Raw genomic sequence first — 17683 nt, 5'->3', positions numbered from 1 at the left:
TCACCATACGGGCGTACAGCGCGGTGCGGATGACAGAATGTCCGCAGTCGACCGAACGAGGAGACCATGGCCTCATCTGCCCGCCGCGTGGGTGCCGAAACGTCCAAGACCCGCGACACGCTACTGGATTCTGTCGAGAAGATGGTGCTCGACGAGGGCTACGCCAGCGTGACCTATCGCGCCCTGGCCGCCAGGGCGGGGGTCACACCGAGCCTGGTGCAGTACTACTTTCCCACCCTCGATGACATCTTCATCGCCGCGATCCGGCGCTACTCGGCGCGTAACCTCGAGTTCCTGAACAAGACGTTGGAGAAGCGGTCCGACGATCCGCTGCGGGCGCTGTGGGAGTACAGCTGGGACGAGGCCACCGGCGCGCTGATGACGGAGTTCATGGCGCTGGGTAACCATCGCAAGTCGATCCGGGCCGAGATCGCCGCGGCGACCGAGAGTGTCCGCAAGGTGCAGTTGAAGGCGCTCACCGCGAAGTTCGGCAAGAACGCGCGGCTGGGCGGTGATCTGTCGTTATCGGCGCTGTTGCTGCTGATTTCGGGGCTGCCCAAGTTTCTCAGCCTCGAGGAGGGTGTCGGGGTCAAGACCGCACACGCCGAGGTCACCAAGGCGTTCGAGCGTTATCTGGATTCCGTGGAACCACCGGTGCCCCCGGCGAAGCGCAAACGCGCCAAGCCGGCAGGCCGTTAGGCGGACACTTCAGCGGCCAGGTCTTCGACGATGCCGCACAGCGTGCGCACGAGATCGGCGTCTTCGGCGGGGTGCCGACCGTCGAGCGTCTTAGTCGGTACCGACAGCCTGATCGACTCGACGATGCGAAGTCCCGCGATGCCCAACGACTTTCGGGCTTCATCATGGGCCCACACGCCGCCGTACCGGCTGAGCGATGCGCCGATCACGGCCGCCGGTTTGCCACTCATCGGGCCTCTGCCGTAAGGCCGTGACAGCCAGTCGATCGCGTTCTTGAGCCCGCCCGGAATGCTCCCGTTGTATTCGGGCGTGACGACCAGCAGCGCATCGGCTTCGGCGGCTGCGGCGCGAAAGGCCGCGACAGGCTCCACGACATCCCCGGTGTCGACATCCTCGTTGTACAAAGGTAATTCGCCGAGCCCGTCGAACAACCGCATGCGTACCGGGTTGGGCGCTTGGTCGATGGCCGCCTGTGCGATCTGCCTGTTGATCGACCCCCGTCGCAGGCTGCCGACCAGCACAAGGATCGTCGTGGCCGGGCCCTGGTTCATTGGCCGCAGAACATGCCGCGATATCCGGCGGCGGGATGCCTATCGGAGATATCCGGTGATGAGGTGTCAAACAGTTTCTCGCGCAACGTTCCTGGACGATAGTCCTTTTGCATGAGCCCCTTGTCCTGAAGCACAGGCACCAGATGGTCGAAGAACTCATCGTAGCTTTCGGGCAACAGGATGTTCATCACCTGCACCCCGTCCACGCCGGCACCTTGATACTCCTGCAGCCGCGCGGCGATGGTTTCCGGTGAGCCGACCACCATCTGGGGCAGCGACAGCGAGGTGAGGAAATCTTTGACCGTCGGCTTGGACCCGTCGGGCCAGGCGTTGATGACGGCCAGGAAGGCGCCCTGGATGCCGGGGATCTCCTCGATGATGTCTTCCAGCGGGGTGGCCGGGTCGTACTGTCCCAGGTCCATACCACTCAGGCTGGAGAAGTAGGCGGTCTGGGCTTCGGGGCTGCGCCACTCCTCCAGTTCGCCCCACTTGCGGTACGCCTCTTCGTCGGTGGATCCGATGACGAACATCATGCCTTGCAGGAACAGGATGTCGCCGTCCTTGCGGCCCTTGGCGCGTGCGAGTTCGCGCACGCTGCCGACCTGCTGGGCGATGGTCTCGAGCGAATAGGCCGAGAGGAACATCAGCTCCGCGTGGCTGCTCGCGAAGTCGAGCCCGGCGGGCGAGCCGCCGGCTTGTGCCAGCACCGGGGTGCGCTGCGGCGACGGCTCCATGAGGTTGAAGCCCTCGACGCTGTACCGCTCGCCGTTGTGGTTGACGTCGTGGATCTTCGACGGGTCGGCGTAGACACCCTTCCCCGCGTCGTTGACGATCGCGTCGACGTCCCATGAGCCCTCCCATAGCTTGTAGGTGACGTCGACGTACTCCTTGGCCCATGCGTAGCGTTCGTCGTGCGAAAGGTTGCCCGGCAGACCGAGATTGCGGAACGCCTTCTCGTTGGCCGAGGTGACGATGTTCCACCCGATCCGGCCGTTGCTCAGATGATCGAGTGTCGAGGCGGCGCGCGCGAAGACGAACGGGTGATGCGAGATGACCGAGCTGGTGTACAGAAACCCGAGGTTGTCAGTCTGGTGGGCCATCGCCGGGATCAGCATGGTGCAGTCACCGATCGGCACGTTCATCGCCATCTCGAAGACGATGTCGCGTGAGCCGTTGTACTCACCCTGTACACCCATGACGTCGGTGAAGAAGAACGCGTCGACCTTGGCCTGCTCGGCCTTCTTGGCGAGGTCGACCCACAAATCGAAACCCTTGAACTCTCGGTTGCGGGCCCGCGGATGCCGCCAGCTGCCGTGGAAGTTGTGCCCGATCGAGTCCATCACCAGCAGGGTGAAGATCATCCGCTTCGACATGTTGTACGACTGTACGGTCCGATCGACCCTGCTGTACAGTCGTACAAGGAAAGTATCTCTCGCGGAAGGATCTCCTGACGATGCCCGATGAACTCGAACAGTTGCGGCAGCGCGTGCAGTACCTCGAAGACCGCGCGGCGATCCTGGACTGCGTAATGAACCAGGCGCGCGGCCACGACCGCCACGATGCCGAGTTGATGGGAAGCGTGTACTGGGAGGACGGCGTCGACGAGCACGGACCGACCGTCAAATCCGGTCCGGAGTACGGCGAGTGGGCCAACGCCGCGCACAGCGCGGTGTTCGAGGATCACCTGCACAACGTCACCACCCACACGTGTGAGATCAACGGCGACGAGGCCCACGCCGAGAGCTACGTGATGGGCGCCATGCGATCCAAGGGCGGCAAGGTGGTGTCGCTGATGGGCGGCCGCTACCTGGACCGGCTCGAGCGGCGCGACGGGGTATGGAAGATCGCACTGCGGCGATGCACCATCGAATGGATGATGAGCGGTGACTCATCGGTGCTGAATTCCGGTGCCGTCAAGGGCTTTATCAAGGGCAAGTGGGACAAGACCGATGCCTCCTACATTCGCCCGCTGAAGTTGGAGAGCGAACCTGTCGAACGGTGGTGACCGGTGAAGCTGGCCGGTCGTGTCGCGCTGATCACCGGCGGCGGGTCCGGTATCGGGCGGGCAGCCGCGCACCGGTTCGCCGCTGAGGGGATGCGGGTGTGTGTGGTCGACATCGACGGCCACGCCGCCGAAACCGTGGCCGCGGCACTCGACGGGGTGGGCGTGCAGTGCGACGTCTCCGATCCCGGCCAGGTTGAGGCGGCCTTCGCCACATGCGTCGCCGAACTCGGCGGCCTGGATCTGGCGTTTCTCAACGCGGGCATCACCATTGACTGGTCCGGCGATATCGGCGCGCTCGATCTTGTGCAGTACCGCAGATCGGTCGGCGTCAACCTCGACGGTGTGGTGTTCGGTGTGCGCGCGGCCGTGCGCACCATGCGGTCGCTTCCCGCCGGGGAGAGGACCATCCTGGCGACGTCGTCGATGGCCGGTCTGATCCCCTGGCACCCCGACCCGGTGTACTCGTTGGGCAAGCACGCGGTGGTCGGTTTCATGCGCTCGATCGCCGCCAACCTCGCGCCGGAGCGCATCGCGGTCCACACCATCTGTCCGGGTATCACCGAAACCGGCGTCCTCGGTGACCGGCGCCAACTCGTCGAGCGAATCGGGGTCCCGGTCATGGAACCCGACGCCGTCGCCGCCGCGGCCCTGACCGCCGCCGCCGCCCCGCTGGACGACACCGGCACATGCTGGGTCGTACAACACGGAAAACCTCCTTGGCCCATGACTTTTGCCGATGTGCCCGCCGCCGATCAGCGGATCAACATACCGGTGCCTCCAGCTCACTCGCCGTGATCCGGCGGATCCGGATCGCCGCGCAGCAGCTCGTCGGGGTGGTGCGCGTGGTTGATCTCGGGTGCGTTGGTGCCATCGGTCCACGCCAGGCGTCCGCCTTTGGTGACCGTGGTCTGCCAGCGGCCCTGCGTGACGGCCGCGTGATCGGGCCCGCACGCGAAGAACAGGGTGTCGGCGTCGGTGGTGCCCCCGGCTGACCAGTCGGTGGCATGGTGAACCTCGCTGTGATAGCCCGGCGCCAGACAGTTGGGCCGGGTACAGCCGCCGTCGCGCGAGTAGCAGATGATGCGCTGATCGGCGGTGGCGATGCGTTTCTGGCGGGCCAGATAGATCGGGCGCTCGCTGTGGTCGTCGAACACGGCCAGGTAGTGAATCGCGCCGGCGGCCATGCGGATCAGATCCCGCATCGGCAGCGCGGTGTTGCCGCCGGTTCGGGCCGGCGCGGGCATCGACACCAGCGGATCGGTCACCGCGTGGGCGGCCTGGTTCAGCTCAGCCAGCGTGGTGCGCGCGATCACCGTCACCGGATGCCCACGATGAGACCCGAACCCGCCGGCGGCGATGCCTTCCTTAAGCCCGAGCTTGATGCCGTCATGACACCGCTGCGCTGAGTTGCGCTCATCGGGTACTTCTTCGACGGCGCCGTCGGGCAGATGACGTCCAGGACGCACCGCGGCGCTGCACGCCTCGATGTAGGAGCGGGTCTCCGGATCGACCCAGCCCGTCAGCCGCGACATCCCGTCGCGGCCCTGCGTCCCCAGCGAGACTCCGCGGCGGCGTTGACGGTCCTCTTCGTTGTAGTGTCCGTCGGGGTTGAAGATGTCGTCGATGCGTTTGCCGGCCGCTTTGACGATGTCTGCGTCGTTCTTGGTGGCTTGGCGGACCAGGCTGGCTTCCACATCGTCGCGGTCGGTCACCGAGATGTTGGAGGGCAACCGGTCCATCGCCGTGCAGATCTCCTTGAGGTGATCCTCACCGATCGCGCCCTGTTCGACGGCGGCGCCCACCTCGGGTAGCAAGGCCGGCAACCGTGGCCCGCTCAGTTGGCGGCGCGGGCAGATCCTTCGCGCCATCTTCATGCGGCGTTTGATCTCTGCGGGCGGGATGCGCAGCCGCGCCCACAGCCGATCCACCAAACCCGGCGCCATCGCGGTTTCATCCGGTGGATCGGCGATCTCCCCGAACACCCGATACATCAACCCCCGGTTGACCCGCTGCTGGACCTCCAACCGCTCGGCCATCTGCACGCGGTACACGTTTCCCACCAGATCGGAGGACAATCCGCGCAGCTCGTCGTACGCGGCATCGACCTGATCCAGCAGCGCGCCGATTCGCTCCCGCGTTGCCTGTCCGGTGATGAAACTGCCCATGGGCCAACGCTATCGAGCCACTACGTTGCAGCCACAGGTCAACCGAGCAATCTGTGGACCAAACCGCGATTGGGGATAACCGCAAGCGCACACCCAAAATTTGTCGGTGCCCCGTGGTAGGCGCTCAGCCCACGATCGTGGGCATGCTGTCCCAGCCCCGTACCGTGGCGGTCGGGGCCCGCACGGCGTTGTCGGTGTCCACCGTCCAGTCCGGCCAGCGCTTGAGAATCTCCTCGAGTGCCACCCGGCCTTCCAACCGCGCCAGCGAGGCACCCAGGCAGAAGTGCGTTCCCCTGCCGAAGGACAAGTGGTTGGCATTGCGGTGGATGTCGAAGACGTCGGGAGCGGCGAACTTGCGCTCGTCACGGTTGGCCGAGCCCACCATCAGCAGTAACGCGCTGCCGGCCGGAATGACCTGCCCGTGGTACTCGACGTCGTTGGCGACATATCGGGCGATCGAATGCACCGGGGGTTCATAGCGCAGCACTTCCTCGACCGCCCCGGCGATCAGCGCCGGGTTCTCGACCAATTCCCTTCGCTGCGAGAAATGTTCGCCGAGAAGCTTGCCGAGCCAACCGAAAAGCCGCCCGACCGTCTCTGTTCCGGCGTTGGCGATCACCCCGAGGAAGACCAGGAGTTCGTCGGTGCGCAGCTTTCTGACGGTTCCGCCGACGTCCTCGAACTCGACGTTGAGCAGTTCGGTGACGAGGTCATCGGACGGGTTCTCCGCGCGCCACTGCACGTAGTTGCGAAACATGTTGGCGTTGAAATAGTTGTCCTTGTCCACCGGCAGCGGCTCACCGGGCTTGTTGCGCAGCCTGCGGCCGGCGACCCTGCGGACGGTGCGCTGCAACGAGTCGGGGATGCCGACCAGCATCCCGATCACCCGCATCGGCATCTCGGCCCCGAGGTCGGTGGTGAAGTCCAACCGGTCTCCGTCGCGCAACGGATCCAGGCAGGCCGCACAGAACGCGCGCACCTGATCCTCGATCGCCTGCATCTTGCGGGGCGTGAACGCACGCGACACCAGCAGCCGGTGCACGGTGTGCTGCGGTGGGTCCTCGTTGATGAACACCCCCATCGGCATCACCGGCTCCGCCTTGACCACCTCGAGGATGTCGCCCTTGGCCGAGCTGAGGTTTTCGACGTCACGCAACGCATGCTCGACGTCCTCGAACCGGCTCAGCGCCCAGAAGTCGAACTTTTCGTTGTAGTACACGGGCGCCTCGTCGCGCAGCCGCTTGTACACCGGATACGGGTCAACGTCGATCGCGACGTCGTAGGGGTCGTAGTACACCTCAGACACCTGTACGATCGTACAGCACGGGTATTCGGCCGGAAGGATGTCAATGGATCTGGGTTACGTTTCGCTCAACACCCCGCGCGACATCGCCCCCGCCGTGCTGGGCGCCGAGCTGGAATCGCGGGGCTTCGAGTCGATTTGGGTGGGTGAGCATCCCCAGATCCCGGTGGCCGCGGGCGGTCAGTTCCACCGCAGCCTGCTTGATGCGCAGAAGCAGATGTGGGACCCGTTCCTGTCACTGCTCGCGGCGGCTCAGGCGACGACGACGCTGCGCCTCGGCACCGCTGTCGTCTTGCCGCTCGAACATGAGTTGTTCACGATGGCAAAACAAGTCGCCACGTTGGACCACATGAGCCAGGGTCGCCTGCGCCTCGGCGTCGGTGTGGGATTCCGCGCCGAACTCGAGGTGTCGCGGCCGCTGGCCTGGTCGGATCGCTACCGGGCACTGGCCGAGATGGTCGCCGCGCTCACCGCGCTGTGGACCGATGACGAAGCCGAGTACCACGGCGCCTTCTTCGACTTCGACCCGGTGTGGACCTATCCCAAACCGCACCAGCGACCACGCCCGCCGCTGCTGGCGGCCGCCACCGGTCCCAAGGCGATCCGGGACTGCCTTGGCTGGGCCGACGGCTGGCTTCCCGGCGATGCCGCATTCCGCGATGTGGCGGCCGCGCTGGCCGACTTCCGGCGAAGCGCGCAGGAGGCCGGTCGTGACCCCGCCGCGCTGGACCTGACGATCATGGCGTGGGGCGATCCCAAGCTCGAAAAGCTGGCGGCATACCGCGACATGGGGTTCAACCGAGTGGTGCTGGGTGGCGGGCGCCGCGAGGCGCATGATCCGTCGACCACGCTGTCGTTCCTCGACCGCTACGCCGCGATGGCCGACGAACTGCGATCCTGACCTGTTCAGGCCTGCGGTACCGGCCGCACCCGGGAGTGCACCAACTCGAGCAGTTGGCCGTCGGGATCGCGGACCATGCAGGCGAAGCCACCGCCGGGGTCGGCGACGACGGTGCCGCCGGCCGCTTGCACCGCGGCCTGCGCCGCAGCGATGTCGTCGACAGCGATCGATACGTGGGTCAGCCCGGCGCCGACCATGCCGCGCTCGGCTTCCTCCGGCGCCGGGTAGCCCGAGAAGGTCAGCAACTGCAGCACGACACCGGCGTTTTGCAGGTACACGGCTTGGAATCCGATCGGTGGTGCCAGGCCGAGCAACCCTGCGGCCATCTCGTCGGGCACGCTCAACCGCTTCACCTCGGTGAAACCCAGTGCCCCGTAGAAGGATCGCGACCTGTCCAGGTCGCGGACCCGTAACCCGAAGTGGCTGACGTCCATGTCAGACCCCCGCAGGTCCGGGGCCGCCGTGCATGTAGAGCGTCTGCCCCGAGCAGTAACTGGATGCGTCGGAGGCGAAAAACAGCACGCCGTAGCCGATCTCCTCGGGTTCGGCGATACGGCCCGAAGCGTTGGTCTGCCCGATCATGTCGATGTCGAACCCTTGCCGCTGCGCGTCGGCCTCCAGACCCGGTGTGCGGATCGCGCCGCACGCGATGCAGTTGACCCGCACTCCTTTTCGGGTCCACGCCGCCGCCATCGATCCGGTCAGGTTGTTCAACCCCGCCTTGGCCGCGGCGTAGACCGGCGCTTGGGGCATCGCCAGCAGGCTGGCACCCGACGAGATGTTGACGATCGCACCCCCGCCCTGCTCGATCATCGGCTGCACTGCGGCGCGTGACAGGTACCAGGCGCTGGACAGGTTGAGGTTCAACACCTGATGCCACTCGTCGTCGGTCCACTTCATCAGCGATTTGGTCTCGCCGCCGCCGGCGTTGTTGAGCAGAACGTCGAGCCGGCCGAACTCGGCGACCGTCGCGTCGACCAGCGCACGGCACTGCTCGGCGTCGGTGACGTCGGTGGGCACCGCCAGCGCACGCCTGCCCAGCGCTTCGACCTCTGCCACCGTGGATTTCAGTGGTTCGGCGCGACGCCCGGCGAGCACGATGTCGGCACCGTGTTCGGCCAGAACGAGGGCCGACGCCCTGCCGATACCGGTTCCGCCGCCGGTGATGACGGCGACCCGCCCGTCCATCGAGAACCTGTCGTTCACTGCACCACTTCCCATCCCGCTCGCTTGCAGTACGACTGTACAGCATGACGGTCAGGCACTCGACAACTTCCCGAGCGTCGAGTACACCAATGGAATGCCGCATCCGACCTCTGACGTCTGGGAAGTGCTATCCACCGCGCGCTCGATCCGCCGGTTCACCGACGAACCGGTGCACGACGAGACGCTGACCCGCTGCCTGGCGGCGGCGACATGGGCACCCAATGGCGCGAATGCGCAGCTGTGGCGCTTCATCGTGCTCGACGCGCCGTCACAGCGCGCCGCCGTTGCCGAGGCAGCCCGAATCGCGCTTCAGACAATCGAATCCGTGTACGGGATGAGCCGACCGGCCGATGACGACAACAGCCGCGCCGCGCGCAACAACCGGGCCACCTATGAGTTACACGACCGCGCCGGTGAGCACACGTCGGTGTTGTTCACCGCTTTCAAGAACGAGTTCGCATCTGAGTATCTGCAGGGCGGGTCGATCTATCCCGCGATGCAGAACTTCTACCTCGCGGCACGTGCGCAGGGTTTGGGGGCGTGCTTCACCAGTTGGGCGTCCTACGACGGGGAGAAGGTGCTGCGCGACGCCGTCGGCGTGCCCGACGACTGGTTTCTGGCCGGGCACGTCGTCGTCGGCTGGCCGCGGGGCAACTTCGGTGCCGTGCGACGACGGTCGGTCACCGACGTGGTCTTTCGGAACCGATGGGATCCCGAGCGCGCCGACATCACCTACGGCCGGGGCGCTCGGCCCAGCCGCGGCTGACCGCGTCGAGGCGACTACCGCATCACGTGGGCCTGCTGTTGTTGTGGATGCACATCGAAAAGCTCACGGTACGAGGGTGGTTGGCGGCCGTCTTCGTCGTGGATTCCGTACTTGACGGCCAGCTCGGCCCCGATCAGCGTCTGCCCGCTGACGGCAATCCGGTCGGGGTCGTCATAGAGCGCCTTGATGACGTGGCCCGTCAGCTCCGGGGTTTCGGCGGTGTCCAGGATATGGCCGAATTTGGCCGGGTTGCTGGCGATGATCTTGCGAACCCGGTCGGTGAGCAGGGACCCCATCCAGATCGAGACCGCGGTGATACCAACGTCCTTGAAGTCCACCGCCATGTCGGCAGCCATCTTGTCGGTGCCTGCCTTCGGCACCCCGTAGGCCGGCCCGAAGGCGTAGTGCACCCCACCCGAAGACGACGTGAACACGACCAGACCGTTGCCCTGGGGCAGCATCAGCGGCGCAGCGTAGACGGTGGCGACGTAGCTGCTGCGCAACCCGACGTTGAGGGTGTCCATGACGTTGAGCGGTTCTTCCCAGAACTTCGTCCGGCCCATCATCTCGTCGCGGATGATCGCGGCGTTGTTGACCAGGATGTCGACGCGGCCGTGATCACGTTCGATGCGCTCGAACAACGCCTTGACCTGTTCGTCATCGGCATGGTCGACGCGGACGGGGATGCCCCGACCGCCTGCGGCCGTGACACGGTCGGCGGTTTCAGTGATGGTGCCGGAAAGTGCTGCCGTCCCTGGCTTTTCGGTACGTCCGGTGACGTATACCGTGCAGCCGTGGCTGCCGAGCGCATGTGCGATGCCCGCACCGGCGCCGCGGCTGGCCCCGGTGACTACCGCAATCGTCCTCGCCACTAGATCACCGCCCCGCCGTTGACACCGACGACCTGGCCCGTGACATAGCCGGCGGCATCCGAGCACAGGAACGAGCACACCGCGGCGACGTCCTCACCCACTCCCAGGCGTCCGGCCGGAATGGCCTGGACGAGGTACTCGGAAGCGGGCAGTTTCCCCGCCGCCTGCTGATGTCGCAGCATCGGGGAGTCGATCACGAACGGCGGGATCGTGTTGGCGGTGATGCCCTTGTTCGCGTAGTCCAGCGCCACGGTCTTGGTCAGCGCGATGACGCCGCCCTTGGTCGCCGCGTAGTGCCCCTGCCGCCGGGCGCCCTGTTGACCCGCGGCCGAGGAGATTGTCACGATCCGCCCCCACCTCGCCGCGACCATGTCGGCCAGCGCGGCCTGCAGGCACAGGAAGGTGCCGGTGAGGTTCACCGCAAGATAGCGGTTCCACTCCGCCAACGTGATCTGGTCGAAGCGGGTGAACCCGGCGATCGCGGCGCTGGTCACCAGGATCTCGACCGCATCGAGCTGAGTTCGCACCGTGTCGAACGCCGCCTGCACGGCCGGTTCGTCGGAGACGTCCACGCCGACGGCGACCGCCGACGCGCCGTCGGCCCTCAGTTGGGCGGCGACCTTTTCCGCGGCTTCGCCGTCGATGTCGAGCACCGCGACCCGGTGACCGTCGTTGGCCAGCCCGGTGCAGATCGCGTACCCGAGCCCGGAGGCACCCCCCGTCACTACCGCCACACGGCCCACCGCACGTCTCCTCACTCGAACCGACACTCGCTGTACGAGCGTACAGCATCTGCGCTACCCTGATGTTCGTCGCAGTCAAGGAGGTACGGTGCACGACCTGTATTACGACCCGTGGAACGTCGAGATCGACATCGACCCGTATCCGACGTACCGGCGACTGCGGGACGAACGTCCGCTCTACTACAACGAACGCCATGACTTCTGGGGGCTGAGCCGATACGCCGACGTCGATGCGGCGCTACGTGATCCGCAACGCCTGAGTTCGGCCAAGGGCGACATCCTCGAGGTGGTCAAGGCCGACCCGGTGATGCCGCCGGGGGTCTTCATCAACGAGGACCCGCCCCTGCACACGGTGCACCGCGCGTTGGTGGCGCGGGCGTTCACGCCGAAGAAGATGCGCGCGATCGAGGACAAGGTGCGTGCGTTCTGCATCGCCTGCCTGGATCCGCTCGTCGGCGGGGACCGCTTCGACTTCGTTCAGGACCTCGGCGCCGAACTGCCCATGCGCACAATCGGAATGCTGGTCGGCATCCCCGACGCCGCCCAGCCGTCGGTGCGCGCTCAGGCGCACGCCGTGCTGCGCAACAAGCCCGGCGAACCGCTTCCTGTCAAAAAGGACCACTACTTCGACGGCGACATGTTCACCGACTACGTCGCCTGGCGTAAGAAGAACCCCTCCGACGACCTGATCACCGAACTCCTCAACGTCGAGTTCGAGGACGAGACCGGTACGACGCGCCGGCTGCGGACCGATGAGCTGCTGATCTTCCTGGCTGTCATCGCCGGCGCGGGCGTGGAGACCACCGGGCGCCTGTTCGGTTGGATGGGCAAGGTCCTCGCCGAGCACCCCGACCAACGCCAGGAACTCGTCGAGGATCCGTCCTTGATTCCGGTGGCGATCGAGGAACTGCTGCGCTACGAGCCGCCGGGCCCCCACGTGGCGCGGTTCGTCGCGCAAGCCGATGTCGAGTTTCACGGTCAGACGCTGCCCGCGGGTAGCGCGTTGTTGCTGATGCTGGCATCGGCCAACCGCGACGAGCGTCATTTCGACGATCCTGACAGCTTCAATATTCACCGTAAGCCGGGCGGGCACTTGACGTTCGGTCGAGGCGCCCACTTCTGCCTAGGGGCGCCGCTGGCGCGACTGGAAGGCCGGGTCGCGCTGGAGGAAGTGCTCAAGCGGTTTCCGAAATGGGAGGTGGACATGGCCGGTGCGCGGCGGTCCCGGACGTCGACGGTGCGCGGCTGGGACACGATGCCCGCCGTCATCGGCTGACAGCGGGCGGCCCTAACCGTCCTGCAGGATGAAATCAGCCGCGCGCCAGGCCATCGCCATGATCGGTCCGTTGAGGTTGCCCGCGACCATCGTCGGCATCACCGAGCAGTCGACCACGCGAAGGCTGTCGATCCCACGCACGCGTAGCTGGGGATCCACCACGGCGTCATCGCTGGGGCCCATCGCGCAGCTGCCTGCGGCGTGGTAGCCGCAGTAGCCGCCGTCGAGCACGGAGTCCACCAGCTCGTCGTCGCTTCGGACGTCGGGTCCCGGGTAGGTCTCGTGGGTAATGCGCTCGGCGATCGGAGAATGTTCGAAGATGCTGCGCATCTTGCGCAGCAGGTTGGCGGTGGCCTCCCGGTCATGCTCTGTACCAAGGTAGTTCGGGTTGATCCGCAGCGGCGCGGCGAAGTCGGCGGAGGTGATCTCGATCGATCCCTGCGCCGTCGGGCGTAACACCATCCCCAGACAGGAGACGCCGGCCTGGCGTTCGATCGCGACGGGTTCGCCGGTGTTGTAGGGCGGGATCGTCCACGGTCCGAGCATCACCTGTCCGTCCGGGCGCTCCGCGTCGGGCCGGGTCTTCACGAAGCCGACGACGTCGAACGACGGAGCGGCAAGGGGGCCACTTCGGGTGGCGAGGTACTTGGCGCCGGTCAGGGCCTTCCCCAGGTTGGTCGCGAGCTGCCGGTTGTAGCCGAGGTCTTCCTTGAGCTGGTATCGCAACGTCGCACAGCGATGTTCACGAAGGCCCCGGCCGACGTTGTCGCGCTCGAGGTAGACGGCCACACCCGCCGCAGCCAGCACGTCGCGTCGCCCGATACCCGAGAGCTGCAAGAGCTTCGGGCTGTTGAGGCTGCCCAGCGACACGATCACCTCGCGCTCGGCCCGGATCTGCGCGGTTCCGCCCTTGGCTTCGACTTCCACGCCGATCGCCCTACCGCCGTCGAACAGAAGTCGGCGCACCGTGGTGCGGGTACGGACGGTGAGGTTCGGCCGGCGCAACGCGGGCCTGAGGAACGCGGTGGCGGCACTGACCCGGCGACCGTTCTTGATGGTCGCCGTGGCGTACCCGACGCGCTCGTCGTCGCTTTCATTGATGTCTTGCACCCGGTTCAAACCGGCTGCGGCTGCGGCGTCGAGCATTTCGGCGCAGAGCGGGTCGGGGTCACGGGGCACCGAGATGTGCAACGGTCCGCCGACACCACGCGTCGGAGACGGCCCGAACGCATTGTCCTCGAATTGCTGGAAGATCGGCAGGATCTCGTCCCAGCCCCAGCCCTTGTTGCCGAGCCGCTCGAGGCCGTCGTAATCAGCGCGGTTGCCGCGGTTGTAGATCATCCCGTTGATCGAGCTCGACCCGCCGAGCACCTTCCCGCGCAGCCACTGCTCGGTGTGCGGTTTGGGTCCAAACGGCGTTGTTTCGTAGTGCCACATGTGTTTTTCGCTCTCGAACAACATCCCCGAGCCCTTCGGGATGGCGTAGAGCGGATGGCGGTCGACGCCGCCGGCCTCGATCAGCAGCACGGTTGTCTTCGGGTCGGCCGACAGGCGGTTGGCCAGCACGCATCCGGCCGATCCAGCGCCCGCAATGATGTAGTCGTAACTCGTCATGCCCTGACCTTCCCGTAACGCTGTACGAGCGTACAGGAGGGTTCAGCCGGCGAGGCGGCGACGTGCGCGCTGCCGGACCTCGTCGGCAAGGGCGTCAGCGACCAGGATGTCGGGCAGCAGTTCGGGTTCGGTCATGATCGCGCGGAACACGTGGCCGATGGTGACGCCGTGATCGGGGCGCTGGGTAACGGTCACCGTATCGCCGGCACGCACCGACCCCGGCGTGATCACCCGCAGGTACGCGCCCGGTACCGCAGCGCGGGTGAACGTGCCCATCCACCCGCGGATGCCCAGGAACTGGGTGAACGTGCGGCACGGCGTGCGCGGCCGGGAAACCTCCAGGACGAGGCCGTCGGTCCCCACCGCCCACCGCTCGCCGATCACCGCACCGGTCACATCGATGCCGACCGTGGTGAAGTTCTCGCCGAACATGCCGTTGCTCAGCGACCGCTGCAGCCGCGTCTGCCACGCGTCGAGATCTTCGCGCCCATAGGCGTAGACGGCCTGGTCGTCGCCGCCGTGATACTTGCGGTTGCCGATCAGGTCACCGGTCAGGCCGCTGCCGAGCCCGGCGCGTTTACTGCCGGGCGCGCGAACCATGACCGGCTCGGCCGTCGGGCGCTTGTCGAAGCCGGTATTACCCGACGGCCCCTCCGAGTAGTGGTGAGCGATGTTCACCGAGAGCACGGTTGGCACGCTGCTGAGCTTACGGAGTGATCGACCGGCCCGTCGTCACGCCGCCACGGGCTGTTCGGCATCCTCCAGGGCCGCACGGTCGGTCACCGCGTCACCGTCGGTAGGCCCCGGTGCACTGCGGTACGTCGCGCGATAGCGGTCGATCTGTTCGGGCGCAATGGGTGTCGACCAAATGCTCATGTGCTCGCCGGAGCGGCGTGACTCGGCGAGCCTGGCCGCCCCGCTGCGGAAACCCTCGACAGACGCAATGGCAGAGATCACGAACGCGATACCGGCCACCGCCGCCAAATCGCTCTTCATTGCCAGCGCGGCGATCATCACGCCAAGCGCGGCGAAGGACACCAGCATGAACAGGTATCCGATGACCTGTTGGGAAATTCGGTTGAAAAGGTTCGACATTATTTCTTCACCTCGCACAATCTGGCGCCGGCTGAGGTAGACGCCGACGCGCCTCTGAATACGCTACGCGTAGCGTATCGCTACGTCCAGTGTAGCGCATAATGAACTTCACGGCATCTCCGGCAACCCGACAGGAACACGTGGATGGCAGAGCAACGGGCGGTTGAGGAAGCTATTGCGGAGTCGACGCTGCGTCTGCTGCGCGCGGGCGGTCCGCGGTCGGTGACCGTGGAGGCCGTGGCGGCCGACTCCGGCGTCGCGAAAACCACGATCTACCGGCGCCACCGCGACCGGCGCGACATGCTGTCGGCGGCGTTGTCGCGGGTGACGTCCACAGACCCGCTCGGCACGCACGCGAATGCGCCGCAACGGCTGCGGTGGCTGATCAAACACGCGGTCGCGGCGGTGGACGAGGGTATCGGGTTCGGCGGCTTCGCCTCGCTGCTCGGCGAGGACGACCCCGAGTTCAGCACGCTGTTCCGCAAGATCCTTGGCGACCAGCGCAAGAAGTTGGTGACGGTGATCGACGGCGGTAAAGCCGACGGCACCATGCGCGCCGACGTCGACGCCGAGACCCTGATCGACGCGATCGTCGGTGCGCACATCGCCGAACGGGCCCGGAAGGGCGGTGTGGGGAGCGACTGGGAGGACCGGTTGTTCGCGCTGTTCTGGCCGGCCGTGGGCACCTAGGCCAGCCGCGCTTCCCAGCCCATCAGCGGGACCAGCGGATTCGCCCAATAAATATCTATGTGCTATGCATATATCCGTGCCGCAGTCCCCCTACGACCAACTCGACGACCTGCTGACGCGCATCGCGATCGCGCGTCAGCGGCCCAGTTGGCGCGGCCGGATCCTCGACGGCACCGGTCCGGTGACCAGTGTCTCGACGCTGCGCGTGCTGCGCGCCGTCGAACAGTGCCAGCAGCTCGGCGCGGGCGCCTCGGTCGGCGACGTCGCCGACTTCATGGCCGTCGAGCACTCCACCGCGAGCCGGTCGGTCGCCGCGGTCGTCGCGGCCGGGCTGTTGACGAAGACCTTCGCCGCTGACGATCAACGGCGCTGTGCGCTCGTGTTGACCGACGAGGGGCGAAATGCCCTCGACGCGGTGACCGAACGGCGCCGCGATCTGGTCGCCGAGATGGTCGTCGACTGGCCCGACGACGACGTGGACACGTTGGTCTCGCTTCTGGCCCGGCTCGCCGATCGCTTCGAAGGCGCGGTGCTGCGATGACGGCGACCACCCCACGGACCTCGGCGACGCAGCCGCGCGGCGCGCTCGGGTTGATGTTCGACCCGGTGTTCGGCGCGTTGTTCTGGGGCAAGATGTTCTCGGTCGTCGCGGTGTGGACACACGGCATCGTGGCCGCGATCGTGATGTTCGACGCGACGCATTCGGCCCTGATGGTCGGGCTGGTCGGCGTCGTCCAGTTCGGGCCGCAGCTCATCCTCAGCCCCACCAGCGGCAAATGGGCCGACACCGGCGATCCGGCCCGCCAGATTCTGCTCGGCCGGGTGCTGTGCGTGGCCGGTTCGGGTTTCACCGCGGTCTGGCTGATCCTCGATCCGACACAGCAGGGCATGTCCATCGCCGTTCCCGTGCTGCTCGGCACGTTGCTGGTGGGGTTCGGGTTCGTCGTGGGTGGCCCGGCGATGCAGTCGATCGTGCCGAACCTGATTCGCGATGGTGAGCTGTCGACGGCCATGGCGCTCAACAGCATTCCGATGACCCTCGGTCGCATCCTGGGCCCCGCCACCGGCGCCTACATCGCGGCGCACTTCGGCTCCGGTGTGGCGTTCGCGGTCAGCGCCGTGCTGCACCTGGTGTTCGCGTTCTTCTTGGTCGCTGTGCGCTTCCCGGCGCCGCCTGACCGCCAGGCCGACGCCGACTACCGCGTCCGCGCCGCCCTCGTGTACGTCTGGCGGGACCGCCCGCTGCTGCTGGCGCTGCTCGCGGTGGGCGCCGTCGGGTTCGCGTCGGACTCGTCGATCACGTTGGCTCCGTCGATGGCCGACGCGCTCGGCGGGGGCGCGCAGCTGGTCGGGACGTTGTCCGCGGTGTTCGGGATGGGCGCGGCGATCGGCATGGCGACGCTGGCGATGATGCGCGGCCGGATGGCGTCGGAGAACGTCTCGGCGATCGGTTTGGCGGGGCTGGCCACAGGATGCGCGGTGCTGGTCGTCACGCCGGTGACCGCGGTGGCGCTGGCCGGGTTCGCGCTGGCGGGCCTGGGCTTCGGCTGGGCGATGACCGGGCTGAGCACGCTGGTGCAGGAGCGCGCGCCCGAAGAGCTGCGCGGCCGGATCATGGCGCTGTGGCTGGTCGGATTCCTCGGTTCGCGCCCGCTGGCCGCGGCGTTGCTCGGCGGAACCGCCGACGCGTTCGACGTGCAGGCGGCCTTCGCCGTCGCCGCGGTGCTGTGCATCGTGGTGACGTTGACGTGCCGGCCGTCGAAGCTCACCGGGCAGCTGCCTGCCCGCATCTGACCG

The 17683-nt window shown here is 66.7% G+C and carries 20 protein-coding genes; 9 read left to right on the top strand and 11 right to left on the bottom strand.

All coding sequences use genetic code 11. The annotated features are described in order from the left end of the window. Positions 1–66 precede the first annotated feature (66 nt). Entirely contained in the window at positions 67–699 is a 633-nt protein-coding gene (locus K3U96_RS00955; RefSeq protein WP_069405495.1) for a TetR/AcrR family transcriptional regulator, read from the top strand. On the opposite strand, the gene K3U96_RS00950 is transcribed toward K3U96_RS00955, so the two are convergent. Both K3U96_RS00950 and K3U96_RS00945 read right to left on the bottom strand, forming a co-directional pair. Further along, on the bottom strand, positions 696–1250 hold the full coding sequence (locus K3U96_RS00950; RefSeq protein WP_220691780.1) for an NAD(P)H-dependent oxidoreductase: 555 nt from the start codon (positions 1248–1250) through the stop codon (positions 696–698). The genes K3U96_RS00955 and K3U96_RS00950 overlap by 4 nt on opposite strands. Next, complete coding sequence (locus K3U96_RS00945; RefSeq protein ID WP_220691779.1) at positions 1247–2623, bottom strand: LLM class flavin-dependent oxidoreductase; 1377 nt, start codon at positions 2621–2623, stop codon at positions 1247–1249. Before K3U96_RS00945 ends, K3U96_RS00950 begins: the two co-directional genes overlap by 4 nt. A gap of 74 nt (positions 2624–2697) precedes the next feature. On the opposite strand from K3U96_RS00945, the gene K3U96_RS00940 reads away from it, so the two are divergent. Further along, positions 2698–3255, top strand: coding sequence for a nuclear transport factor 2 family protein (locus tag K3U96_RS00940; RefSeq protein WP_220693348.1), 558 nt, complete (start codon positions 2698–2700; stop codon positions 3253–3255). A 3-nt stretch (positions 3256–3258) separates the two neighbouring features. After that, the gene (locus tag K3U96_RS00935) at positions 3259–4050 is read left to right on the top strand and encodes an SDR family oxidoreductase (RefSeq protein ID WP_220691778.1); all 792 of its coding nucleotides are present in this window, start codon (positions 3259–3261) and stop codon (positions 4048–4050) included. On the opposite strand, the gene K3U96_RS00930 is transcribed toward K3U96_RS00935, so the two are convergent. Further along, a complete protein-coding gene (locus K3U96_RS00930) occupies positions 4038–5420 on the bottom strand; it encodes a 13E12 repeat family protein (RefSeq protein ID WP_220691777.1) in 1383 nt (460 codons plus the stop codon). The two genes, K3U96_RS00935 and K3U96_RS00930, sit on opposite strands and share 13 nt — an antisense overlap. 124 nt (positions 5421–5544) lie before the next feature. Then, the gene (locus K3U96_RS00925; RefSeq protein ID WP_220691776.1) at positions 5545–6726 is read right to left on the bottom strand and encodes a cytochrome P450; all 1182 of its coding nucleotides are present in this window, start codon (positions 6724–6726) and stop codon (positions 5545–5547) included. Between the two features lie 43 nt (positions 6727–6769). On the opposite strand from K3U96_RS00925, the gene K3U96_RS00920 reads away from it, so the two are divergent. Then, the gene (locus K3U96_RS00920; RefSeq protein WP_220691775.1) at positions 6770–7624 is read left to right on the top strand and encodes a TIGR03619 family F420-dependent LLM class oxidoreductase; all 855 of its coding nucleotides are present in this window, start codon (positions 6770–6772) and stop codon (positions 7622–7624) included. A 5-nt stretch (positions 7625–7629) separates the two neighbouring features. On the opposite strand, the gene K3U96_RS00915 is transcribed toward K3U96_RS00920, so the two are convergent. Continuing rightward, complete coding sequence (locus K3U96_RS00915; RefSeq protein WP_220691774.1) at positions 7630–8058, bottom strand: VOC family protein; 429 nt, start codon at positions 8056–8058, stop codon at positions 7630–7632. Position 8059: 1 nt separating this feature from the next. Beyond that, positions 8060–8830: an SDR family NAD(P)-dependent oxidoreductase gene (locus K3U96_RS00910; RefSeq protein ID WP_069405502.1), complete on the bottom strand. Its 771-nt coding sequence runs from the start codon at positions 8828–8830 to the stop codon at positions 8060–8062. A gap of 94 nt (positions 8831–8924) precedes the next feature. On the opposite strand from K3U96_RS00910, the gene K3U96_RS00905 reads away from it, so the two are divergent. Next, positions 8925–9596 carry a nitroreductase family protein gene (locus K3U96_RS00905; RefSeq protein WP_220691773.1) on the top strand — a complete coding sequence of 224 codons (672 nt, stop codon included), beginning with the start codon at positions 8925–8927 and terminating at the stop codon, positions 9594–9596. Positions 9597–9610: 14 nt separating this feature from the next. Here K3U96_RS00905 and K3U96_RS00900 read toward each other — a convergent pair whose 3' ends face one another. Both K3U96_RS00900 and K3U96_RS00895 read right to left on the bottom strand, forming a co-directional pair. Continuing rightward, complete coding sequence (locus tag K3U96_RS00900; protein ID WP_220693347.1) at positions 9611–10456, bottom strand: SDR family NAD(P)-dependent oxidoreductase; 846 nt, start codon at positions 10454–10456, stop codon at positions 9611–9613. 11 nt (positions 10457–10467) lie between these two features. After that, the gene (locus tag K3U96_RS00895; protein WP_205871030.1) at positions 10468–11202 is read right to left on the bottom strand and encodes an SDR family NAD(P)-dependent oxidoreductase; all 735 of its coding nucleotides are present in this window, start codon (positions 11200–11202) and stop codon (positions 10468–10470) included. Between the two features lie 97 nt (positions 11203–11299). Between K3U96_RS00895 and K3U96_RS00890 the strand changes: the two genes are divergently transcribed. After that, complete coding sequence (locus K3U96_RS00890; RefSeq protein WP_220691772.1) at positions 11300–12487, top strand: cytochrome P450; 1188 nt, start codon at positions 11300–11302, stop codon at positions 12485–12487. Positions 12488–12499: 12 nt separating this feature from the next. Here K3U96_RS00890 and K3U96_RS00885 read toward each other — a convergent pair whose 3' ends face one another. Genes K3U96_RS00885 through K3U96_RS00875 form a run of 3 tightly spaced genes read right to left on the bottom strand, consistent with a single transcriptional unit; the run spans position 12500 to position 15145 of the window. After that, positions 12500–14101 (bottom strand): GMC family oxidoreductase, encoded by a 1602-nt coding sequence (locus K3U96_RS00885; protein ID WP_220691771.1) that lies wholly within the window; start codon positions 14099–14101, stop codon positions 12500–12502. A 42-nt stretch (positions 14102–14143) separates the two neighbouring features. Then, complete coding sequence (locus K3U96_RS00880) at positions 14144–14797, bottom strand: MOSC domain-containing protein (RefSeq protein ID WP_220691770.1); 654 nt, start codon at positions 14795–14797, stop codon at positions 14144–14146. 36 nt (positions 14798–14833) lie between these two features. Further along, complete coding sequence (locus K3U96_RS00875; RefSeq protein ID WP_131815098.1) at positions 14834–15145, bottom strand: hypothetical protein; 312 nt, start codon at positions 15143–15145, stop codon at positions 14834–14836. A 195-nt stretch (positions 15146–15340) separates the two neighbouring features. Between K3U96_RS00875 and K3U96_RS00870 the strand changes: the two genes are divergently transcribed. From K3U96_RS00870 to K3U96_RS00860, 3 genes are all read left to right on the top strand, one after another. Further along, entirely contained in the window at positions 15341–15886 is a 546-nt protein-coding gene (locus K3U96_RS00870) for a TetR/AcrR family transcriptional regulator (protein WP_220691769.1), read from the top strand. A 64-nt stretch (positions 15887–15950) separates the two neighbouring features. Next, the gene (locus tag K3U96_RS00865) at positions 15951–16427 is read left to right on the top strand and encodes a MarR family winged helix-turn-helix transcriptional regulator (RefSeq protein WP_220691768.1); all 477 of its coding nucleotides are present in this window, start codon (positions 15951–15953) and stop codon (positions 16425–16427) included. Then, entirely contained in the window at positions 16424–17680 is a 1257-nt protein-coding gene (locus K3U96_RS00860; RefSeq protein ID WP_069405511.1) for an MFS transporter, read from the top strand. Before K3U96_RS00865 ends, K3U96_RS00860 begins: the two co-directional genes overlap by 4 nt. The last annotated feature ends 3 nt before the right edge of the window (positions 17681–17683 follow it).

The sequence above is a fragment of the Mycolicibacterium holsaticum DSM 44478 = JCM 12374 genome (assembly GCF_019645835.1).
GTDB lineage: Bacteria > Actinomycetota > Actinomycetes > Mycobacteriales > Mycobacteriaceae > Mycobacterium > Mycobacterium holsaticum.
The sequence above is the reverse complement of the archived record's forward strand: the minus strand, read 5'-3'. Positions and strand labels throughout refer to the sequence as shown.

Excerpts from the sequence above, each read along its gene's own strand:
- K3U96_RS00955 (WP_069405495.1), top strand. The coding sequence starts at position 67 with ATGGCCTCATCTGCCCGCCGCGTGGGTGCCGAAACGTCCAAGACCCGC.
- K3U96_RS00950 (WP_220691780.1), bottom strand. The coding sequence starts at position 1,250 with ATGAACCAGGGCCCGGCCACGACGATCCTTGTGCTGGTCGGCAGCCTG.
- K3U96_RS00945 (WP_220691779.1), bottom strand. The coding sequence starts at position 2,623 with ATGTCGAAGCGGATGATCTTCACCCTGCTGGTGATGGACTCGATCGGG.
- K3U96_RS00930 (WP_220691777.1), bottom strand. The coding sequence starts at position 5,420 with ATGGGCAGTTTCATCACCGGACAGGCAACGCGGGAGCGAATCGGCGCG.
- K3U96_RS00920 (WP_220691775.1), top strand. The coding sequence starts at position 6,770 with ATGGATCTGGGTTACGTTTCGCTCAACACCCCGCGCGACATCGCCCCC.
- K3U96_RS00915 (WP_220691774.1), bottom strand. The coding sequence starts at position 8,058 with ATGGACGTCAGCCACTTCGGGTTACGGGTCCGCGACCTGGACAGGTCG.
- K3U96_RS00905 (WP_220691773.1), top strand. The coding sequence starts at position 8,925 with ATGCCGCATCCGACCTCTGACGTCTGGGAAGTGCTATCCACCGCGCGC.
- K3U96_RS00885 (WP_220691771.1), bottom strand. The coding sequence starts at position 14,101 with ATGACGAGTTACGACTACATCATTGCGGGCGCTGGATCGGCCGGATGC.
- K3U96_RS00875 (WP_131815098.1), bottom strand. The coding sequence starts at position 15,145 with ATGCTGGTGTCCTTCGCCGCGCTTGGCGTGATGATCGCCGCGCTGGCA.
- K3U96_RS00870 (WP_220691769.1), top strand. The coding sequence starts at position 15,341 with ATGGCAGAGCAACGGGCGGTTGAGGAAGCTATTGCGGAGTCGACGCTG.
- K3U96_RS00865 (WP_220691768.1), top strand. The coding sequence starts at position 15,951 with ATGCATATATCCGTGCCGCAGTCCCCCTACGACCAACTCGACGACCTG.
- K3U96_RS00860 (WP_069405511.1), top strand. The coding sequence starts at position 16,424 with ATGACGGCGACCACCCCACGGACCTCGGCGACGCAGCCGCGCGGCGCG.